The organism is Lonsdalea quercina (assembly GCF_900107885.1).
Classification (GTDB): Bacteria; Pseudomonadota; Gammaproteobacteria; order Enterobacterales; family Enterobacteriaceae; genus Lonsdalea; species Lonsdalea quercina.
Window position 1 is genome coordinate 84,519 of sequence record NZ_FNQS01000011.1, and the last position, 19,396, is coordinate 103,914.

General features: G+C 56.3%; 18 protein-coding genes and 1 other RNA gene. 8 read left to right on the forward strand and 11 right to left on the reverse strand.

Annotated features, from left to right (window positions below; translation table 11 throughout):
* Positions 1–28: 28 nt before the first annotated feature.
* Positions 29–931 carry an SAM-dependent methyltransferase gene (locus tag BLU64_RS14290; RefSeq protein ID WP_074729150.1) on the forward strand — a complete coding sequence of 301 codons (903 nt, stop codon included), beginning with the start codon at positions 29–31 and terminating at the stop codon, positions 929–931.
* 53 nt (positions 932–984) lie between these two features.
* Here the strand turns inward: BLU64_RS14290 and BLU64_RS14295 are convergent, their stop codons facing one another.
* From BLU64_RS14295 to BLU64_RS14330, 8 genes are all read right to left on the reverse strand, one after another.
* A complete protein-coding gene (locus BLU64_RS14295; protein WP_026741997.1) occupies positions 985–1,755 on the reverse strand; it encodes an SDR family oxidoreductase in 771 nt (256 codons plus the stop codon).
* 25 nt (positions 1,756–1,780) lie between these two features.
* The gene (locus BLU64_RS14300) at positions 1,781–2,503 is read right to left on the reverse strand and encodes a 4'-phosphopantetheinyl transferase family protein (RefSeq protein ID WP_026741996.1); all 723 of its coding nucleotides are present in this window, start codon (positions 2,501–2,503) and stop codon (positions 1,781–1,783) included.
* A gap of 90 nt (positions 2,504–2,593) precedes the next feature.
* Positions 2,594–3,871 (reverse strand): NupC/NupG family nucleoside CNT transporter, encoded by a 1,278-nt coding sequence (locus BLU64_RS14305; protein WP_036152562.1) that lies wholly within the window; start codon positions 3,869–3,871, stop codon positions 2,594–2,596.
* Between the two features lie 388 nt (positions 3,872–4,259).
* Complete coding sequence (locus BLU64_RS14310; protein WP_083351086.1) at positions 4,260–5,123, reverse strand: TatD family hydrolase; 864 nt, start codon at positions 5,121–5,123, stop codon at positions 4,260–4,262.
* A gap of 302 nt (positions 5,124–5,425) precedes the next feature.
* A complete protein-coding gene (locus BLU64_RS14315; RefSeq protein WP_071999747.1) occupies positions 5,426–5,587 on the reverse strand; it encodes a DUF1328 domain-containing protein in 162 nt (53 codons plus the stop codon).
* 249 nt (positions 5,588–5,836) lie between these two features.
* Positions 5,837–6,454, reverse strand: a complete 618-nt coding sequence (gene osmY, locus BLU64_RS14320; RefSeq protein ID WP_074729151.1) for a molecular chaperone OsmY — start codon at positions 6,452–6,454, stop codon at positions 5,837–5,839.
* Between the two features lie 397 nt (positions 6,455–6,851).
* Positions 6,852–8,441, reverse strand: a complete 1,590-nt coding sequence (gene prfC, locus BLU64_RS14325; protein WP_074729153.1) for a peptide chain release factor 3 — start codon at positions 8,439–8,441, stop codon at positions 6,852–6,854.
* Positions 8,442–8,683: 242 nt separating this feature from the next.
* Positions 8,684–9,364 carry a YtjB family periplasmic protein gene (locus BLU64_RS14330; protein ID WP_074729155.1) on the reverse strand — a complete coding sequence of 227 codons (681 nt, stop codon included), beginning with the start codon at positions 9,362–9,364 and terminating at the stop codon, positions 8,684–8,686.
* Between the two features lie 140 nt (positions 9,365–9,504).
* Between BLU64_RS14330 and serB the strand changes: the two genes are divergently transcribed.
* From serB to nadR, 3 genes are all read left to right on the forward strand, one after another.
* Positions 9,505–10,482, forward strand: coding sequence for a phosphoserine phosphatase (gene serB / locus BLU64_RS14335; protein ID WP_026741990.1), 978 nt, complete (start codon positions 9,505–9,507; stop codon positions 10,480–10,482).
* A 20-nt stretch (positions 10,483–10,502) separates the two neighbouring features.
* Positions 10,503–11,888 carry a DNA repair protein RadA gene (radA, locus tag BLU64_RS14340; protein WP_074729157.1) on the forward strand — a complete coding sequence of 462 codons (1,386 nt, stop codon included), beginning with the start codon at positions 10,503–10,505 and terminating at the stop codon, positions 11,886–11,888.
* A gap of 74 nt (positions 11,889–11,962) precedes the next feature.
* Positions 11,963–13,207, forward strand: a complete 1,245-nt coding sequence (gene nadR, locus BLU64_RS14345; protein WP_026741988.1) for a multifunctional transcriptional regulator/nicotinamide-nucleotide adenylyltransferase/ribosylnicotinamide kinase NadR — start codon at positions 11,963–11,965, stop codon at positions 13,205–13,207.
* A 12-nt stretch (positions 13,208–13,219) separates the two neighbouring features.
* Here nadR and BLU64_RS14350 read toward each other — a convergent pair whose 3' ends face one another.
* The 3 genes from BLU64_RS14350 to zapA form a co-directional block, all read right to left on the reverse strand.
* Entirely contained in the window at positions 13,220–13,837 is a 618-nt protein-coding gene (locus BLU64_RS14350; protein WP_026741987.1) for a 5-formyltetrahydrofolate cyclo-ligase, read from the reverse strand.
* Positions 13,838–13,876: 39 nt separating this feature from the next.
* A non-coding RNA gene (gene ssrS / locus BLU64_RS14355) (6S RNA) lies at positions 13,877–14,059 on the reverse strand.
* An 85-nt stretch (positions 14,060–14,144) separates the two neighbouring features.
* On the reverse strand, positions 14,145–14,474 hold the full coding sequence (zapA, locus tag BLU64_RS14360; RefSeq protein WP_026741986.1) for a cell division protein ZapA: 330 nt from the start codon (positions 14,472–14,474) through the stop codon (positions 14,145–14,147).
* Positions 14,475–14,663: 189 nt separating this feature from the next.
* Here zapA and BLU64_RS14365 point away from each other — a divergent pair, with 189 nt between their 5' ends.
* Genes BLU64_RS14365 through ubiI form a run of 4 tightly spaced genes read left to right on the forward strand, consistent with a single transcriptional unit; the run spans position 14,664 to position 19,050 of the window.
* A complete protein-coding gene (locus BLU64_RS14365) occupies positions 14,664–15,245 on the forward strand; it encodes a YecA/YgfB family protein (protein WP_026741985.1) in 582 nt (193 codons plus the stop codon).
* A gap of 57 nt (positions 15,246–15,302) precedes the next feature.
* Positions 15,303–16,628, forward strand: a complete 1,326-nt coding sequence (gene pepP / locus BLU64_RS14370) for a Xaa-Pro aminopeptidase (RefSeq protein WP_026741984.1) — start codon at positions 15,303–15,305, stop codon at positions 16,626–16,628.
* The gene (gene ubiH / locus BLU64_RS14375; protein WP_074729159.1) at positions 16,625–17,803 is read left to right on the forward strand and encodes a 2-octaprenyl-6-methoxyphenyl hydroxylase; all 1,179 of its coding nucleotides are present in this window, start codon (positions 16,625–16,627) and stop codon (positions 17,801–17,803) included. The genes pepP and ubiH overlap by 4 nt, the downstream gene beginning before the upstream one ends.
* 35 nt (positions 17,804–17,838) lie before the next feature.
* Positions 17,839–19,050: an FAD-dependent 2-octaprenylphenol hydroxylase gene (ubiI, locus tag BLU64_RS14380; RefSeq protein WP_074729160.1), complete on the forward strand. Its 1,212-nt coding sequence runs from the start codon at positions 17,839–17,841 to the stop codon at positions 19,048–19,050.
* Positions 19,051–19,396 lie beyond the last annotated feature (346 nt).

Sequence of the window (19,396 nt, forward strand, 5' to 3'; positions counted from 1 at the left end):
TTCTCATCACCCTAATCAGGAAGATTTAATGAAAAAATCGATGCTTTCTCATACCGGCTATTCTGACGTGGATCCCGGTGCAGCCCTCATGGCTGAGCGCCAGCGCATAGCCGACCGTGGTGATCTTGACGATGCGCCGGTCAGCGAACTCCTGTGCCTGTTTGACCAGCTGTGTGAATTCCCCCTGGGCAGATTTTTAATCCTCAACAAAGGGTTAGATGCTTTCTGGACGAACGAACTGGTGACGTGGACGCCGGAGAATCCACGCGTGATGCATCCGCTGGAACGCATTATCTTTGAGCAGCTGCCCGCCACGCTGGCGACCCGGGAGCGTTACGGCATCTTTTGCCGGGAACTGAAAAAGCGGACGATGTCCGGCGGCGCGATGGCCTCCGTACCCTGCGGCCTGATGACGGATTTGCTTCATCTCGCCGGCACGCCGGACATCCGTCTGGTCGGGATTGATTTGGACGAAGCCGCGCTGTCGCAGGCCCGCGCCCTGGCGGAGCAAAAAGGCGTTCTGGCGAACACGACGCTGATTGAAGGCGATGCCTGGCAGATGACATTCTCGGAGGAGTTCGACGTGCTGACCAGCAATGGATTAACGATTTATGAATCCAGCGATGACAGAGTGACGGAGCTTTACCGCCTTTTTTATCGCGCGCTGAAGAAAGGTGGCACCCTGGTCACCAGCTTCATGACGCCCCCACCCTCGATGGCGAATGACTCCAGCTGGAAAATGGAACGACTGGACCCGGCGTTGCTGCGCCTGCAAAAGTGTCTTTTCATGCAGGTCATCGGAACACAATGGAACGCGATGCGCACTGAAAAGAACACGGTGCAGCAACTGACCCAGGCAGGGTTCAGGAATATACGCGTCATTAACGACCACGCCGGTCTGTTCCCCACGGTGCTGGCCGAAAAAGGCTAACGGACCTGCCTGAGAAGACGGTGCCCGGCACGTGTAAACGGTGCCAGGGCACGTCAACCCGCGTCGTCGGGCGACTCCGGCTCCGGCGCGTTGAACGCACGAAACAGCGCGTGGTAATCGTCGCGTCGGGGCGCATCGCGCAGGCGTTGAGCGCGGGCGACCACGATCTCCTCCGCCTCCGGCCGATCCCGCAGCAATGCCATCGTTTCACGGATAAACGCGTTGAGCGGCATCGCCCGCGGATCGTGACCCTGCTCGCCCTGCAAATCCGTCTGCACCCAGGGCGGGATGATCTCGATGACTTGCACCGCGCTATTGCGCAGCTGAAAACGCAGCGATTGCGTATAAGAGTGCAGCGCGGCTTTGCTGGCGCAGTAGGTCGGCGTGGCCGCCTGAGGCAGAAACGCCAGTTCGGATGTCACGTTGAGGATCGCCGCACGGGGTTGCTGAAGCAAATGCGGCAACAACGCGGTGGTCAGATAAATCGGCCCCAACAGATTGGTGGCAACCGTCTCCTGCACCGTCTGCCAGTCACATTCAGTCACGTCTTCCTGCCGCTGAATTCCTGCGTTGTTGATCACGCCATTCAACGTTGGAAAACGCGCCGTCAGCTGCTGGACGAAAGCCGCTACGCCGTCCGGAGAACAAAGATCGAGCGCGAGATAAGCCATGCCCGGATGGGCAGAGGCCATTTCGCGCAGACGGGCAACGTCGCGTCCAGCAATGACGATCTGGTTCCCCGCGCGATGAAAGGCTTCCGCCAGTCCGCGACCGATTCCCGAGCCGCCGCCGGTAATGAGCAACGTGTTTCCCGTCATCTGCATGATGAGTTCTCCGCCCCCCGATTCATCACTGGTGGTAGATGAATGTTGTCACGTCGTTATCACGCAGTTGATATGTCCCGCTGAAGCGGCGTCCTCGCAGGAAGTCCGGCGACAGGTCGCACAGCAGTTCCAACGTGAAAGAGTGACTCGCGCGATCCAGCTCCAATATCTTGACATCCAGAAAATCAAAATAGTGTTTTACCTGCGGATACAGTGCTTTATACAAACTTTCCTTGGCGGAAAACGTCAGCGTCAACAACGTGGAAAAGCGACCGGGGAAAACCTCATGCATCCAGTCGAACTCTTCATCGTTGATGATGCCCGGCCATAGGCTATTCGCCCGCTCTTCGCTCATGACCGTTTCTACATCCAATCCGACGTAGGAGGCCGTATCCTGACGCATGTGCGCCGCGCAGAGCGCGGAGTCTGCGTTGTGGCTCAGTGATCCGACGATAAAGTCCGGCCACTGCGGCGAACGATCCTCGCCGTTTTTCAGCGTGTATCGTTCAACCCCCAGGCGCTCAAGCACCCTGCGGGCGAGATAACGTCCAGCCAGATACTCAGCCCGACGCTTAGGCACTGAGCGGGCAATTTCTGCTGTGAAAGGAATCCCTGCTCGAAAGAACAAATCATCACGATAAGTCCGCAGAGAAAAATGACAGCGAGCCCCTACCCCAGGGTAAATAGCTTCGCTGTCAGCCTGGTGGAACGTAACCCACTCTATATCTTCTATAAAAACAGAAAGCATATTCGTTAACTCTTCAAGCGGAACCTAGTGCACATGCCACTAGTTCACAGTACAGAGATGCAGCAGCGCTACCTCCCTGTAAAACACGACTCACAAAGCCAGAAAGAAACCGGCGATACTGGCGCTCATCAGATTCGATAACGTTCCTGCCGCAATGGCTTTCATTCCGAAGCGGGCAATGTCCTGACGTCTGTTCGGGGCCATGCTGCCCAGACCGCCAATGAGAATGGCGATAGAGGACAAATTGGCGAAGCCGCATAGAGCAAACGAGACAATCGCTTTCGTGTGTGTAGACAGCACCTGTAAACCGGAGGCAGCCACAACATCGTCAGGCTTGAGGTAGGAGCTCAAATTCAAATAGGCCACAAATTCATTAACAACCAGTTTCTGTCCAATGAACGAACCGGCCACGGTCGCTTCACTCCACGGCACGCCGATCAGGAATGCCACAGGTGCAAAAATCCAGCCCAGAACCAGCTCCAGGGACAGCTGAGGATAATCGAACCAGCCTCCAACGCCGCTGAGGATACCGTTAAGTAAAGCAATCAGAGCGATAAAAGCCAGTAACATTGCGCCAACATTTAACGCCAGTTGCAAACCCGATGCCGCTCCGCTTGCCGCCGCATCAATAACGTTGCCTGGTCTTTGTTCTTCGCCGTCGAAATTTCGAACGGTATCACGGTCATGCGTCTGTTCCGTTTCCGGCATAATCAGTTTGGCAAAGAGCAGACTCCCAGGCGCGGCCATAAAGGAAGCAGCAATCAGATACTCCAGCGGCACGCCCATCTGCGCATAGCCCGCCAGAACGGAGACGGAGATGGAAGCCAGCCCGCCGCACATGACGGCGAACAGTTCAGACTGCGTCATGCCTGCGATGTAAGGGCGCACCACCAGCGGCGCCTCCGTCATGCCGACGAAGATATTCGCGGTGGCGGAGAGAGATTCGGTGCGGGAGGTCCGCAACAGCAGCTGTAAACTGCCGCCCAGCAGGCGTACCACCCATTGCATGATGCCGAGGTAGTACAGCACTGCGATCAGCGAGGAAAAGAAAACAATCATCGGCAATACCCGCAGCGCAAAGACAAAGCCGCCGCCGCCGAAGAGGTCGAACATTTTGTCCGAGGCCAGACCGCCGAACATAAAAGCAATCCCGTCATTGCCGTAGGCGATGACGTTACCTACACCGGAAGTGATACTGGCAAGGACCTGACGCCCTAAGGGCACATATAGGGCCAATACACCAATACAGACTTGGATCAAAAAAGCGCCGATGACCGTACGAACGTTTATTGCGCTACGGTTATGAGACAGCATGATTCCGACCAGGATCAGTACAGCCATTCCCACCAGACTCATCAACATTTCCATGAAAAATCCCTTTAGTAGAGAAAGTAATGAATTAGAAACTAAGAGCTACCGCCAGGGCGCATCCCTTCTCTTTAAAAAACTTAACAAACTGAGAAGCCGAGCGACAAAAGACATATCGGCAGCAACCAACGATGCATACAACATTAAATGAATAAAAACGTCAAATATTCTTAAATATTGTATATTTTGGGACAAAAGTGCATTATTCCTCATCTTTCTACTCACTATTCATCACGTTACCTATTGTCATAAAACAAAAAAACTATCGGAAGACGGAAGATAAAGTGATACAGAAGGGAGAAATGGACGAGTTAGGCGGAAAGAAAAAAGGAACTATTCCGGCATTGTCGAACCAGATGTTAAATTTTCCAGCATTGATAACATATGATTAGGATTTACTCACTTCCGCAGGAACCGAGTCTTCAGCAGCAAGATCGAACACACGCCGCGTATTAGCCAATAAGGCCGCAACAATTTGCGTCGGGCTTTCGTCCCGCAGTTCACATAATGTTGATAAGACGTTGCGAATGCGCTCAGGCCGATTGGGCGTACCCTGATGCCCATATACCGGCATATCCGGCGCGTCCGTCTCCAACAAAAGACACTCCAGCGGCAATTGCGCGATGGCTTTGCGCGTTTTACTGGCGCGCGGGTAAGTGATCGTCCCTCCAACGCCGATAGAAAAACCCAGCCGGATGAACGCCATCGCCTGCTCATAACTGCCTGAAAAACCGTGTACAACGCCCGTGCGCGGCACCGAGCATCGCCGAAGTATCGCCGCCAGACGGTCATGTGTACGCCGAGAGTGCAGTATCACCGGCAGATCGTGACGGCGCGCCAGCGCCAGCTGTTCGCCGAGAAAATAGCACTGACGATCGAACTGCGGATCGTCCATGTAGAGATCCAATCCTATCTCACCCACCGCGACCACGTCGTTGCGATGAGACAGCAACCGTGCATCCAGCAACGCCAAATCCTCTTCGCCATGATGGGCAATGTACAACGGGTGCAATCCCAGCGCCGCATGCAGACCAGGCCATCGACGGGCGAGTTGCAAGATGAGATCGAAATGAGGGGAGTTCACCGCGGGGATGATGATGTCGGTAATGCCCGCGTCCTGAGCGCGCCGCACGCTGTCCGCTTCATCGTCCAGAAACAGTGGAACGTCAAAATGACAGTGGGTATCTATCAGCGGACCCGGCGCGTTGGAGCGCCGCTCGGTCCGGCTGGCGGTTTGTTCGCAATCCGGCATGAGTAATGTGCGACCCCTTTGCTGAATAAGAGGATGTGAGGATAGCAGTTACCGAGCTTAAGCGTCATGCCTCTACAGCATGGCTAACCAGCAGCGGCGCCCATTCATTCCCCTCTCGATTCACCGACGAAGGCCGACAAAAGGGACGCCACCCTATCGAAGTATCGAGCATGACAAAAAGCCCAGGCCGCCTGACGTAGAACCGGCCCGCGCATCCTGAGGGATGCCGGGCCGGCGTTAACAGACGTGATGGAGAACAGACCGAAACTCACATCCTTTGCGGCGAACTCTAGCCGCGATCCCTAGGGTCGCTTACGTCCCATAAAGAGACTGATCAGGAACAGAATGATGCCGATCACAAAGACAATTTTAGCGGCACTCGCCGCTACGCCCGCCAGTCCGCCAAAGCCCAGCGCCGCAGCGATCAGCGCAACAATCAAAAATATAATACCCCAACGAAACATACGCTCTCCTTCAATATCGGATGATTAAAGTGATGTTGTTGCAGCCTGCGTTATAAGACGCACCGCGGCTGTCCGACGGGACAGCGTCACAAGCCCGAAACCGCGCTCATTTGTCGGATGGCGCCAAAACCGCCCTGAGCAATGATACCGTCGGTGAGTCGTCCTGACAGGCGCGGTGGAGAAATGACCGCCGCGCTGGTGTGATCGCGGGTTACCCGTTGAACGGCATAACCCGGAGTCGAAGCTGAATTAGGATTTCACCGTCAGATCGTTCTTGACGCTTTTGACCCCTTCAACAGCCTTGGCCAAACTTTCCGCCTGAGCGGATTGTGCCGCCGTCGACACCTGACCGGTTAGCTGCACGATACCGTCATGCGTTTCAACTTTGATGTGGCGAGACGGAACGACGCTGTCTGCCAGGAGTTTCGCTTTAACTTTGCTGGTGGTTACCGTGTCTCCGGCATAAGCGCCGACGGTCTGGGAACCTTTCTCATCTTTAACCTGTAGCTTATCGCTCACGGACTTCACACCCTCGGTCTTACTCGCGATGCTGACCGCGTGTGCAGAGAGATCCTGGCTGGCGACAAAACCGCTCAGGGTCACGATGCCCTTGGACGTTGCGACGGAGATATCGCCGCTGTCGATGGTTTTGTCTTCCAGCAGCGCGCTTTTCACCTTGGCGGTAATTGTGCTGTCATCCAGATAGTTTCCTGCAGAAGTCATGGAGCTATCGACTTTCTGTCCGGTGGTGTCGGCCACGTTCTTCACCTTCTGGCTGAACGTTTCTTGTGCCATCGCCTGACCGCCCAGCAACATAGTACCCAGAACAACGGCCATTACTGATTGTGCAATCTTGGTCTTCTTCATCTAGATCTTCCTTTTTGTTGCCACTATTTCACTGCACGGAATGTGCTCATAAAGAGTCAATCACGAGGCCAGCGCGTCGTAGCCGCCATCGGCAACTAAATAGATTGTCATGCCGTGAATTACTTTCACTCCAATACAACCCACTACTTCTCGTTAAATTAACAGTGAAACAAACTAGAAATGTCGTACACCTAGTTAACTATAGTCCACTGTGGATAAAAACCCAGGTAAGCGGAGGAAAAAGGCCGCAGATTCGAGAGATTCAGATTTGTCTGTGCGGTCAAACGCCGCCTGATGGTGAGGGGGATGTCGTTAATCAAATGAAATATATCGATAAAAAAAAAGAAACCAGGCATTTGCCTGGCTTGCTTCATCTGCGCAAATATTAAGCAGAGGATTAATGTTCCCGCGTTTTATGGAACTGCACATCCGGGTAGCGTTCCTGCGTCAGGTTCAGGTTCACCATCGTCGGGGCCACATAGGTGAGGTTGTCGCCGCCATCCAGCGCCAGATGCTGCTCGTTCTTGCGCTTGAATTCTTCCAGTTTTTTGACGTCCTCGCATTCGACCCAGCGGGCCGTCGAAACGTTGACCGACTCATAAACCGCTTCCACGTTGTACTCCGTCTTCAGGCGGGCAACGACCACATCAAACTGCAGCACCCCCACCGCGCCCACGATCAGATCGTTATTGATCAACGGACGGAATACCTGCACCGCGCCCTCTTCGGACAATTGCACCAACCCTTTCAGCAGCTGTTTCTGCCTCAGCGGATCGCGCAGGCGAATGCGGCGGAACAGTTCAGGGGCGAAGTTCGGAATACCGGTGAACTTCATGTCTTCACCCTGCGTAAACGTATCGCCAATCTGAATGGTGCCGTGGTTATGCAAACCGATAATGTCGCCGGGATAAGCCTCTTCTACATGAGAACGGTCGCCCGCCATGAAAGTCAGCGCATCCGCAATCGTCACATCTTTACCGGTCCGCACCTGACGCAGCTTCATCCCTTTTTCATATTTACCCGACACGACGCGCATGAAAGCCACGCGGTCACGGTGTTTCGGGTCCATATTGGCCTGGATCTTGAAGACGAAACCGGAGAATTTCTCTTCCGACGCGACCACTTCGCGCACGTTGGTGTTACGCGGCATCGGCGTCGGCGCCCAGTCGACCAATCCATCCAGCATGTGATCCACGCCGAAGTTACCCAACGCGGTGCCGAAGAAGACCGGCGTCAGATCGCCGCTCAGGAAAGCGTCTTCGTCGAATTCGTTGGAAGCACCCTGCACTAATTCCAGTTCTTCGCGCAGCTGAGCCACCAGCTCTTCGCCGACTACACTATCCAGCTCAGGGTTATTCAGTCCTTTAATCACGCGCAGTTCCTGAATGGTGTGCCCCATTCCGCGCTGATACAGGTAGATTTCATCTTTATAGAGGTGATAGACCCCTTTGAACAGCTTGCCGCAACCGATAGGCCAGGTGATGGGCGAACAGGCAATGTTCAGCTCACTTTCCACTTCGTCCAGCAGTTCCATCGGATCGCGGATGTCGCGGTCGAGCTTATTCATAAAGGTGAGAATCGGGGTATCGCGCAGGCGGGTGACGTCCATCAGTTTACGAGTGCGATCTTCCACCCCTTTCGCGGCATCAATGACCATCAGACAACAGTCGACGGCGGTCAGCGTACGGTAGGTATCTTCTGAGAAGTCCTCATGCCCCGGGGTATCCAGCAAGTTGACCAGGCTATCCCTATATGGGAACTGCATCACGGACGTCGTGATGGAGATACCACGCTGTTTTTCCATTTCCATCCAGTCGGATTTGGCGTGCTGGTTAGAGCCGCGGCCTTTTACCGTACCGGCAGTCTGGATCGCCTGTCCGAACAGCAAAACCTTTTCCGTGATGGTGGTTTTACCGGCGTCAGGGTGGGAAATAATGGCAAAAGTCCGTCGTTTCGAGACTTCGCGGGCAAATTCACTTGGAGACATGTTGTTCAGGCTTCTTCAGGTTAGCACCCGGCGTCGGCATCAGATCGCAGCGATGTCACGTCAGGCAGAGCGGAAATCAATCGTTAAGCCGGGCATTTTCTCTGATTTACCGGTCATAAACAATCGGTGACTGAAAGAGGCGCCTTTTCTTCACCGTTTATCGCCCCACATCGGCAAACGATCCTCACGTCAGCGCCGTGTCCGCCGCGGAACCCGTTTTTGATCCAGGCAACACTGAGCGTTCAGCGGCGTGAGTCGGGCTTTCGCGGAGTCTCGCTGTTTTCGTCGTCGCTGTCTGGCTCGTCATCTTCGACCGGCGTGTTGGCGGTCAGCAGATAGGGAGACTGCTGCCATCGGGAGCGGCGGTGCTGCAACAACGTACGCGCGAGAATGATGCCGATGGCCAGCGCCAGCAAAATCATCAGCCGAAGAATGTTGGTCGTGTTGTCCACCTGCTTGGCTTCGGTCGCCAGAACATGGGTGTCCAGCGTCACGCGGAGAAAGCCAATCGGCCCATCCTTGCCGTTAATCTGCTCCACCAGTTGATGGTTGAAGTAACTCCCGGCCCGATTGCCATCGAGCGCCAGCCGGTCACGCAAAGGGATCTGCTCGCCGGCCCGCGATATCAGCGTGCCGTCCAGCGCATAGATGCCGGCATCCAGAATCCGGCTACGATCGGTCAGATTTAACAACACGTCGTGGATTCGCTGGCTGTTGTCGTCATTATCTTCCAGCAACGGGGTCAGGCTGAACGCGACCTGACGGGTCAACGTCCGCGTCAGCTCCTCAACCTGTTCAGAACGAGCCATCTGATGACTGAGGCTGAAGTACGACGATCCCTGCATAAGGATCACCAGAAGCGCCAGACAGATCAGCACAATAGCCGTACGATGTAAGCGAAATTTCAACCGAGCCCGAACCATGGGAACACCTGCGCGATTTGGAGAGTTTAATGTTGCCAGAAGCGTTGACGATAGGATAGCTTGTTCCGTTGTTTTATCATTGTCCTCTTTATGACCGTTCTACGTCGTCAACACAACACCCGCAGGAAAGGATTTACCCCATGTCGAACCGTTTGACCTATCGCGATCTGCCCGTCGAGATCAATTGCTGGCCCAATTTACCGCTGTCGCTCAGCGGTGACGAAGTCATGCCTCTGGACTATCGGGCGGGCAATACCGGCTGGTTGCTCTACGGCGACACCCTCGACAAAAACGCGTTGTCTCGCATGCAGCGTCTGCTGGACGAACCCATGGTCATCGTCAGCGCCTGGAGTGTGGGCGACTATCAGGTCGTTCGACTGGCGGGGATTCTGACGCCGCATATCGCCGAGTCGGCGCACACGCTGGGGCTGGACGTGGCAGCGATGGGCAATCATCCGACGCTGAGATCGCCCGGTTTGCTGGTCATGGATATGGACTCCACCGCGATCCAGATCGAGTGTATTGATGAAATTGCGCGTCTGGCGGGCGTGGGCGATCAGGTGGCGGCGATCACCGAGCGCGCCATGCAAGGCGATCTGGATTTCTCTTCCAGCCTGCGCGAGCGCGTGGGCACGCTGAAAGGCGCGGACGCGAATATCCTGTTGCAGGTACGCGACGCTCTCCCGCTGATGCCCGGTCTGGAACAGATGGTGAAACAGCTGCAGGAAGCCGGTTGGCATCTGGCGATCGCCTCCGGTGGTTTTACCTTTTTCGCCGATCATCTGCGCTCGAAACTGGATCTGGTCGCCGCCGTCGCCAATTCCTTGGGCATGCGCGACGGCAAACTGACGGGCGAAGTGGAAGGCCCGATCGTCGACGCCCAATATAAGGCGGATACCCTGCGGCAGTTGGCCGACAAACTGGAGATACCTTTGGAACAGACGATCGCCATCGGCGACGGCGCCAACGATCTTCTGATGATAAAAGCCGCGGGGCTTGGGATTGCCTATCACGCGAAGCCCAAGGTCTATGCCCAAACGTCAACCAGCATCCGCTATGCGGACTTGACCGGCGTGCTGTGTATTCTCAGCGGCAGCCTGCGACATGAACAACGTTAAATAAAGAAGTGAGGTAAACCGTGGCAAAAGCCGCTAAACGCGCCTTCGTCTGCAACGAGTGCGGCGCTGATTATCCGCGCTGGCAGGGACAATGCAGCGCCTGTCAGGCCTGGAATACCATCACGGAGGTTCGTCTGGCGGCCGCTTCGTCGTCAGCGCGCAGCGACCGCTTCGCCAGTTATGCGGGCGACAGCGCCGGGGTCAGCCGGGTACAGAAACTCTCCGAAATCAGTCTTGAAGCGCTGCCGCGCTTCTCTACCGGCTTTCAGGAGTTCGACCGGGTGCTGGGCGGCGGCGTCGTGCCCGGCAGCGCCATTTTGATCGGCGGCAACCCCGGCGCGGGTAAAAGTACCCTGCTGTTGCAAACGCTGTGCAAACTGTCCGAACAGATGAAAACTCTGTACGTCACAGGCGAAGAGTCGTTGCAGCAGGTCGCGATGCGCGCGCACCGGCTCGGCCTTCCCGCACAGAATCTCAACATGCTGTCGGAAACCAGCATCGAGCAAATCTGCCTGATCGCCGAGCAGGAACAGCCGAAGCTGATGGTCATCGACTCCATTCAGGTGATGCATCTGTCCGATATCCAGTCCTCGCCGGGCAGCGTGTCTCAGGTGCGTGAAACCGCTGCCTACCTGACCCGTTTCGCGAAAACCCGCGGAGTGGCGATCGTGATGGTCGGCCACGTCACCAAAGACGGTTCGCTGGCGGGTCCCAAGGTGCTGGAGCACTGCATCGACTGTTCCGTACTGCTGGACGGCGACGCGGACTCCCGTTTCCGCACGCTGCGCAGCCATAAAAACCGTTTCGGCGCCGTCAATGAACTGGGCGTTTTCGCCATGACGGAACAGGGACTGCGTGAAATCAGCAACCCGTCCGCCATTTTCCTGAGCCGGGGCGATGAGATCACCTCCGGCAGCTCGGTGATGGTGGTATGGGAAGGCACCCGGCCGCTGCTGGTGGAGATTCAGGCGCTGGTCGATCATTCGATGATGGCGAATCCCCGCCGGGTCGCGGTCGGACTGGAGCAAAATCGTCTGGCGATCCTGCTGGCGGTTCTGCATCGCCACGGCGGCCTGCAAATGTCGGATCAAGACGTGTTCGTCAACGTCGTAGGCGGTGTGAAAGTGACGGAAACCAGCGCCGATCTGGCGCTGCTGCTATCGTTGGTCTCCAGCCTGCGCGATCGCCCGCTGCCGCAGGATCTGGTGGTCTTCGGCGAAGTCGGATTGGCCGGCGAGATCCGACCGGTGCCAAGCGGACAGGAGCGGATCACCGAAGCGGCCAAGCATGGCTTTAAGCGCGCGATCGTACCCTTTGCCAACATGCCCAAGAAGCCGCCGGCCAACATGCAGGTGTTCGGCGTCAAGAAGCTGGCGGACGCGCTGGCCATTCTGGACGATCTGTAACGGCAGATAGCTTTGGATTCTGACCCGGCCACTGTGGTATTTTGTTTAGTAAGCTAAACAAGGAGCGCCGGATCATGTCACCATTCGATTACCTCAAATCGGCTATCAGGCAACAGGGCTGTACCTTACAGCAGGTTGCCGACGCCACCGGGATGACGAAAGGCTACCTTAGCCAACTGCTGAACGCCAAAATCAAAAGCCCCAGCGCGCAGAAGCTGGAAGCGCTGCATCGATTCCTGGGGCTGGAGTTCCCCTACCACCAGAAAAGCATTGGGGTCGTGTTCGGTAAATTTTACCCACTGCATACCGGCCACATCTATCTCATCCAGCGCGCCTGCAGCCAGGTGGATGAACTGCATGTCATCATGGGATTTGACGAGGAAAGGGACCGCACCCTCTTCGAGCACAGCTCCATGTCGCAGCAGCCGACCGTCAGCGACCGCTTGCGCTGGCTACTGCAAACCTTTAAGTATCAGAAAAATATTCATATTCACGCCTTTAACGAAGAAGGCATGGAACCCTACCCGCACGGCTGGGACGTTTGGAGCCAGGGCATTAAAAATTTCATGGCGGAAAAAGGCATCGAACCCAACTTCGTCTACACCAGCGAAGAGCAGGATGCGCCACAGTACGCACCACATCTGGGGATTGACGCCGTGTTGGTCGACCCAAAGCGCTCGTTTATGAATATCAGCGGCTCGCAGATCCGCCAGAACCCGTTCCGTTACTGGGAATATATTCCTACGGAAGTGAAACCCTTCTTCGTGCGCACCGTCGCGATTCTGGGGGGCGAGTCCAGCGGAAAATCGACGCTGGTCAATAAGTTGTCCAATATCTTCAACACCACCAGCGCCTGGGAATACGGTCGTGACTACGTGTTTTCACATCTGGGCGGCGACGAAATGGCATTGCAATATTCCGATTACGACAAAATCGCGCTTGGACAGGCTAAGTACATTGATTTTTCAGTGAAATATGCCAATAAAGTGGCGTTTATCGATACCGATTTCATCACCACGCAGGCCTTTTGTAAAAAATATGAAGGGCGCGAGCACCCGTTCGTGCAGGCGCTGATTGAGGAGTACCGCTTCGATCTGGTGATTTTGCTGGAAAACAACACGCCATGGGTGGCGGACGGTCTGAGAAGCCTGGGCAGCACAGCGGACCGCTCGGAATTCCAAAACCTCCTGAAAGAGATGCTGGCGCAAAATAACGTCGACTATGTCTATGTCACCGAATCAGACTACGACAGTCGCTTTCTGCGCTGCGTGGAGCTGGTTCAGAACATGCTGGGACATGACGGTCGCAGCATAAACTAAACCAAGCACGCTTCACGCCGGCCACCGCCATTCACGGGACGGCGTGAGGATTTCCGGCAGCGGTACGTCCCAGTGGGCGGCCGGCACCCGCTCAACCTGCTGGCAATCATGAGCCAGACCCATCGGATAAGGCCCGCGCTCCTGCCAATGTTCCAGCGTACGATCGTAAAATCCGCCCCCCATCCCCAGTCGTTGTCCCCGGTCGTCAAACGCCACCAGCGGCGTAAACAGGATATCGAGCTGGTCAGTCGGCAGCACCTGACGCACGTCTAATCGGGGCTGCAAGATATTCAGCCGGTTGAGCGTCAGCTCCGTGTCACGTTCATAGCGCAGAAACAGCAGCTGACCGGCGCTGAACGGATGCAGAACCGGCAGGTAGACCTGTTTGCCCAGCCGCCAGAGCGCGACAATTAACGGAGCGGTATCCAGCTCGCCGTCAAATGAGAGATACGCCGCCACATGTCGGGCCTGCTGAATGCGAGGGTGAGCGATAATGCGTTGCGCCGCCTGTTGAGAAAAGCTCGCCTGCTGTTCGGCACTGAGCGCCCGGCGCCGTTGGCGTATACGCTGGCGGAGAGTTTGACGGTCAAGATCGGCGGAGAGATCGGCAGAAGAATCGGTCGTCTGCATATCGGTTATCAGCCTGTAGGAAAAGGATATAAAGAGGAAGGAATCTCCGAGATGCCGCCGCAGGCTGTAACCCTTGAACCCTTGGTTCAAGGTGAACGTCACGTCGCAGTTTTTAGGCTTCTCGGACGGACCGAGCATGCGCACCAACCACAAGCATAACATTCTGTTGGTTGTAAATATCGGCTCAGGGGACTGGCCCGCTGGCAAACATCTCAGAGAAATTTTATTCGTTACTCGCTGTTACCCTAACATGTCTAACAGCGTTTTGTTACCCGAAATCCACGACCTTTTTTACCAAAATGCGCGCTCATTCAAACTGGGCATCCTGATGGTCGGTGATACGGCCTTGCTCCAACAGCGCCTGTTCGATGGTCTGCTGCAGCATGCGAATTCGTTGTTCCATATTGGAGGCATAGTCACGGGTTTTTGTCCGTTCCTGCGCCAGCTCATGGCACACATTGAGCGCGGCGATAAAGACCAGTTGCTCTGTGTTTGTGACTCTAGTGCGAACTTTGAGATCTTGCAACCGCTGGTTAAGATCTTCCGCAGCCTGATTCAACGCATCCTGTTGTTCTGGCGGACAATTGACTCTTAACGAACGGCCAAAAATTTGAATATCTACCGGTTGTGCAGACATGCCACCTTCCTGCCCTTGTGTCGTTTCGCGCCCGCGCAGGTTTTACCTAGCGCTGCCTGGCAGCCCGTCCAGGTAAAAAAGCGGGCGCTACTATATATACCCCAAATAGAAGATACAAGCCCTTTCTGGTATAGCAACGGAGCTTGGTGGTAGCATAACACGAACTCCCCGCAACGACGATGAATGCGCATGTCTATAGAGAACAAACTCCCTGGCTATGAGGCCACTGAACAACTACTGCAACAGCACCAGGTCGCCCTGACGACGGCGGAAATGCACGGCCTAATCAGCGGTATGTTGTGCGGCGGCAATCATGACGACAGCTGGAAAACGCTGGTGTCGGAACTGACCAACGACGGTCTGTCTTTCCCCCAGGCGCTGGCGCAGCCGCTGCTGGAAATTTATCAGATCACCCGCGATACGCTGGAAGATGAAGGCTTCATGTTCCAGTTGTTCCTGCCGGACGATACGCAAGATAACGTGACCGTGTTCGAACGCGCCGACGGTCTGGCAGGCTGGGTCAACCACTTCCTACTCGGATTGGGCGTGGTGCAGCCGCGTTTGGATAAAACGCAGGGCGAATTGAAAGAAGCGATTGACGATCTGCGCAATATCGCTCAACTGGGCTATGACGAAGACGAAGATCAGGACCAGTTGGCCCAGTCGCTGGAAGAAGTCGTCGAATATGTGCGGGTTGCTGCCATAATGTGTCATAACGAGTTCACGCATCCGGTGGTAACCGCCCCCGAACAAAAGCCGACGCTGCACTAACGTTCGGCTATCCGCCTTACAGGTCAGCGCCCGGCGCTGACAATTCAGGAGCAGGTGATGAATCAACAAGAATATCTCCGTCGACGGCAGGCTCTGCTGGAAAAAATGGCGCCTGCCAGCGCCGCGATTATTTTTGCGGCCCCCGAAGCGCAACGTAATGCCGACAGCGACTACCCCTATCGGCAAAGCAGCGATTTCTGGTACTTCACCGGCTTCAATGAACCAGAAGCCGCGCTGTTGCTGATCAAGAGCGACGAAAATCATCATCACAGCGTCCTGTTCAACCGGGTACGCGATATCAACGCCGAGATCTGGTTCGGACGCCGTCTGGGACAAGATGCCGCACCCGCCAGACTGGGCGTGGATCGCGCGTTGCCGTTTGACGAAATGGGCGAACAGCTGCATCTGTTGCTGAACGGTCTGGACGTGGTTTACCACGCGCAGGGCCAGTACCGTTACGCCGACAAGCTGGTATTCAGCGCGCTGGAAACACTGCGCGAGGGCGCCCGTAGAGGCTATTCCGCTCCGTCGACGCTCACGGACTGGCGCCCATGGGTGCACGAAATGCGCCTGACCAAGTCACCGGTCGAAATCGACCTGATGCGACGCGCCGGAGAAATTACCGCGCTGGCTCATACCCGGGCAATGCAAACCTGCCGTCCCGGCCTGTATGAGTACCAGTTGGAAGGGGAAATTCACTACGAGTTCACCCGCCACGGCGCTCGCTACCCGTCTTACAACACGATTGTGGGCAGCGGTGAAAACGGCTGCATACTTCATTACACCGAGAACGAGAGCCAGATGCAGGATGGCGATTTGGTGCTGATCGACGCTGGCTGCGAGTATCAAGGATATGCCGGCGATATCACTCGAACCTTCCCGGTCAACGGAAAATTCACGGCGCCCCAGCGCGAGATTTACAACATCGTACTTGCCGCCGAAGAACGTGCCATCGAGCTGTACGGTCCTGGGCGCAGCATCCGCGAAGTGAATGAAGAAGTAGTCCTCATCATGCTGCAAGGGCTGCTGGACCTCGGTATTTTGCAAGGCGATATTGACGAACTTTACGCCGCAGAAGCGCATCGCGACTTCTATATGCACGGACTGAGCCACTGGCTGGGGCTGGACGTCCATGACGTCGGCGACTACGGGTCGGGCGATCGCGATCGCATCCTTGCGCCGGGCATGGTGCTGACGGTCGAACCGGGCCTTTATATCGCCCCGGACGCCGACGTTCCGCCGGAATACCGCGGCATCGGCATACGTATTGAAGACGACATCGTCATTACCGCCAGCGGCAACGAGGTGCTGACCGCAGGCGTGGTCAAAGATCCGGACGATATCGAAGCGCTGATGGCCGCCGCGGCGAGCAACGCTTCATGAGTATCCTGATCGTCGGCGGAGGCATGGCCGGCGCAACGCTGGCGCTCGCGATCTCCACCCTGTCTCAGGGGAAGATCGCCGTCGATCTGATCGAATCCCGCGACCCGCAGGATCGCCAGCATCCCGGATTCGACGCTCGCGCCATTGCCCTATCGGAAGGCACCCGCCAGCAGTTGGAGACGATTGGTATCTGGCCTGCTCTGGCGGATGCCGCCACGCCGATCACCACTGTCCACGTCAGCGATCGCGGGCACGCGGGCTACGTCTATTTGCACGCCCGGGACTATCACGTTGATGCTTTAGGCCATGTCGTTGAGCTGCATGAAGCCGGCAAACGCCTGTTTTCACTTCTGGAGCACGCGCCGGGCGTACGGCTCCACTGCCCGGCAACGGTGGTCAACGTCGAACGCGACGCTGACGGCGCCACGCTGACGCTGGACAACGGCGACGCGTTACGCGGCCAGCTGCTGATCGCTGCCGACGGCTCCCACTCTCAGCTCGCCTTTGCGGCGGGGATACGCTGGCAAGAACATCCTTACGATCAGGTGGCGGTCATTGCCAACGTCGTCACCTCGGAACCTCACTGCGGACGCGCCTACGAACGCTTCACGCCGCATGGCCCGTTGGCGCTGTTGCCAATGAGTCAGGGGCGCAGCTCCCTGGTCTGGTGCCACCCGCAGGCGCATCAGGCCGAGGTGGATGGTTGGAACGACGACACGTTCCGGCGTCAGCTTCAGCTCGCCTTCGGTTGGCGACTGGGCGCAATAACGCACGTCGGTGAACGCCACAGCTATCCACTCGCGCTGCGCACCGCAGAGCGCCACATCAGCCACCGACTCGCGCTGGTCGGTAACGCGGCACAGACGCTCCATCCTATCGCCGGTCAGGGTTTCAACCTTGGGCTACGCGATGTGATGACGTTGGCGGAAACGCTGGTAGACGCCGTGTCTCGCGGAGAGGATCCCGGCAGCTATCCGGTGCTGGATCGCTACGAGCAACGGCGTCAGCCGGATCGCCAAACGACCGTCGCCATCACCGACGGACTGGTGCGGATCTTCGCCAACGCGTATCTCTCAATGGAAGTGGCGCGCAATCTGGGCTTAATGGCCATGAACAGTTTACCCGTGCTACGGGATAGTCTGGCCCGCAGAACGCTGGGCTGGGTGGAACGATAACCGTCGCCGACGGCAACAACAGGAATTCACGCTTTATGCAATCATTCGACGTGGTCATTGCCGGCGGAGGCATGGTCGGTCTGGCGCTCGCCTGCGGGCTGCAGGGCAGCGGGTTGAGTATCGCCGTGCTGGAAAAACAGCCGGTCAATGCGCCCTCTTCCCTGCGGGGACTGGCGCCGCGCGTTTCAGCGATCAACGCCGCCAGCGAACAGCTGTTGCGAAGGATCGGCGTGTGGCAAACCATCGCGGCCCAGCGCATCAGCCCCTATAACGCGATGTCGGTGTGGGATCGGGATAGCTTCGGAAGCATCAGCTTCAACGGCGAAGAAACCGGGTTTTCCCATCTTGGCCACATCATTGAGAACGACGTTATCCAACAGTCGCTGTGGCAACATGCGGAACGCGCGCGCGACATCACCCTCATCGCCCCCGCCGCCTTAAAACAGGTAGCGTGGGGCGAAAACGAAGCCTTTATCACGCTCGAAGACGGCAACATGCTGACGGCAAGGCTGGTCGTGGGCGCGGATGGCGCGCACTCATGGCTGCGGCAGCATGCCGATATTCCGCTGACCTTCTGGGATTACGGCCATCATGCATTGGTCGCCAATATCCGCACCCAACGCCCGCATGAGTCCGTGGCGCGTCAGGTGTTTCACGGCGACGGCATGCTGGCGTTCTTGCCGCTCAGCGATCCGCATCTCTGCTCCATTGTCTGGTCTCTGCCGCCGGAACGCGCGCAGAGCCTGTTAGAAGCCCCCGCGGCGACGTTCAATTCGCAGCTGGCCGCCGAGTTTGATATGCGATTGGGATTGTGCGAACTGGAGAGCGTGCGACAGAGTTTTCCTCTGACAGCCCGCTACGCACGCAGCTTTGCCGCGCACCGCCTGGTGTTGATGGGCGATGCGGCGCACACCATTCATCCGCTGGCGGGTCAGGGCGTGAATCTGGGCTTTATGGACGTCGCCGAGCTGATTGCCGAGCTGAAACGCCTACAGACTCAGGGTAAAGACATCGGCCATTATCTTTATCTGCGTCGTTACGAACGTCGTCGCAAACATAGCGCTGCGGTGATGCTCGCCAGTATGCAAGGCTTCCGCGATCTGTTCGCCGGTTCGCATCCGGTTAAAAAAGTGCTGCGCGACGTGGGGCTGAAGCTGGCGGATACCCTGCCCGGCATCAAACCCACGCTGGTGCGCCAGGCAATGGGTTTCCATGACATGCCCGAGTGGCTGGAGGAGCAACGCTAACCCGCCGCCTCATCAACGGGAGCGTCCTCGGCGCTCCTGATAACTTTCCCTCTCGCAATTTATCCTCCAGCCGACGCTAAGCGCCTCAGTACACCTTTTCGTCGCGAGTCCTTGCTACCTCACGTTGAACGACTGAGAACCAATAAATTATTTATCTGAGAAGCATTCGAAGATAAACGCAGGATAAATATACTGCACAATAAAACGACGAACTTTTCTGACATCATGTTAAAAGTGATATCGTTTATTTCTCATTACCGAAATAAGATAAAAGTGCTATTTACATGATATTTATGACTTAAAATATTCGTCTATAAAATAATAGTGGCTCTATTTCTCAAGTGCT

What these genes read in the sequence shown, in the direction of transcription:
- BLU64_RS14290 (WP_074729150.1), top strand. Translation starts at nt 29, where the DNA reads ATGAAAAAATCGATGCTTTCTCATACCGGCTATTCTGACGTGGATCCC.
- BLU64_RS14295 (WP_026741997.1), bottom strand. Translation starts at nt 1,755, where the DNA reads ATGCAGATGACGGGAAACACGTTGCTCATTACCGGCGGCGGCTCGGGA.
- BLU64_RS14300 (WP_026741996.1), bottom strand. Translation starts at nt 2,503, where the DNA reads ATGCTTTCTGTTTTTATAGAAGATATAGAGTGGGTTACGTTCCACCAG.
- BLU64_RS14305 (WP_036152562.1), bottom strand. Translation starts at nt 3,871, where the DNA reads ATGGAAATGTTGATGAGTCTGGTGGGAATGGCTGTACTGATCCTGGTC.
- BLU64_RS14310 (WP_083351086.1), bottom strand. Translation starts at nt 5,123, where the DNA reads ATGCCGGATTGCGAACAAACCGCCAGCCGGACCGAGCGGCGCTCCAAC.
- BLU64_RS14315 (WP_071999747.1), bottom strand. Translation starts at nt 5,587, where the DNA reads ATGTTTCGTTGGGGTATTATATTTTTGATTGTTGCGCTGATCGCTGCG.
- osmY (WP_074729151.1), bottom strand. Translation starts at nt 6,454, where the DNA reads ATGAAGAAGACCAAGATTGCACAATCAGTAATGGCCGTTGTTCTGGGT.
- prfC (WP_074729153.1), bottom strand. Translation starts at nt 8,441, where the DNA reads ATGTCTCCAAGTGAATTTGCCCGCGAAGTCTCGAAACGACGGACTTTT.
- BLU64_RS14330 (WP_074729155.1), bottom strand. Translation starts at nt 9,364, where the DNA reads ATGGTTCGGGCTCGGTTGAAATTTCGCTTACATCGTACGGCTATTGTG.
- serB (WP_026741990.1), top strand. Translation starts at nt 9,505, where the DNA reads ATGTCGAACCGTTTGACCTATCGCGATCTGCCCGTCGAGATCAATTGC.
- nadR (WP_026741988.1), top strand. Translation starts at nt 11,963, where the DNA reads ATGTCACCATTCGATTACCTCAAATCGGCTATCAGGCAACAGGGCTGT.
- BLU64_RS14350 (WP_026741987.1), bottom strand. Translation starts at nt 13,837, where the DNA reads ATGCAGACGACCGATTCTTCTGCCGATCTCTCCGCCGATCTTGACCGT.
- zapA (WP_026741986.1), bottom strand. Translation starts at nt 14,474, where the DNA reads ATGTCTGCACAACCGGTAGATATTCAAATTTTTGGCCGTTCGTTAAGA.
- BLU64_RS14365 (WP_026741985.1), top strand. Translation starts at nt 14,664, where the DNA reads ATGTCTATAGAGAACAAACTCCCTGGCTATGAGGCCACTGAACAACTA.
- pepP (WP_026741984.1), top strand. Translation starts at nt 15,303, where the DNA reads ATGAATCAACAAGAATATCTCCGTCGACGGCAGGCTCTGCTGGAAAAA.
- ubiH (WP_074729159.1), top strand. Translation starts at nt 16,625, where the DNA reads ATGAGTATCCTGATCGTCGGCGGAGGCATGGCCGGCGCAACGCTGGCG.
- ubiI (WP_074729160.1), top strand. Translation starts at nt 17,839, where the DNA reads ATGCAATCATTCGACGTGGTCATTGCCGGCGGAGGCATGGTCGGTCTG.